This window comes from Neisseria sp. P0021.S006, from assembly GCF_051956895.1.
This window is the reverse complement of sequence record NZ_JBQCWZ010001189.1, coordinates 1-464: the sequence shown is the minus strand read 5'-3', so window position 1 is coordinate 464 and position 464 is coordinate 1. Positions and strand designations below refer to the sequence as shown.

At 55.8% G+C, this 464-nt stretch carries 1 pseudogene; it reads left to right on the top strand.

Features of this window, described 5'->3' with window-relative positions:
• Positions 1-464 (top strand): annotated as a pseudogene (locus tag ACTHUM_RS19400) (bifunctional [glutamate--ammonia ligase]-adenylyl-L-tyrosine phosphorylase/[glutamate--ammonia-ligase] adenylyltransferase); the annotation flags it as partial.

Genomic DNA, 464 nt, shown 5'->3' with positions numbered 1-464 from the left:
CGCCCAGATTTTCCAGATGATACGCGGCGGGCAAATGCGCGCGCTGCAACTGAAAGGCACGCAGGAAACGCTGAAGAAACTTGCCGAGCTGGGCATCATGCCGTCTGAAAACGTCGAAACCCTGCTTGCCGCCTACCGCTTCCTGCGCGACGTCGAACACCGCCTGCAATACTGGGACGACCAGCAAACCCAAACCCTGCCCACCTCGCCCGAACAGCAACAACTGCTCGCCGAAAGCATGGGTTTCGACAGCTACGCCGCCTTTTCAGACGACCTCAACATTCACCGCACCAAGGTCAATCAGTTGTTCAACGAAATTTTAAGCGAACCCGAAGAGCAAACTCCCGACAACAGCGAATGGCAATGGGCATGGCAGGATAAACCCGACGAAGAAGAGCGGCTAGGCCGTCTGAAAGAATATGGGTTTGATGCCGAAACCATCGCCGCAAGGCTAGACCAAATCC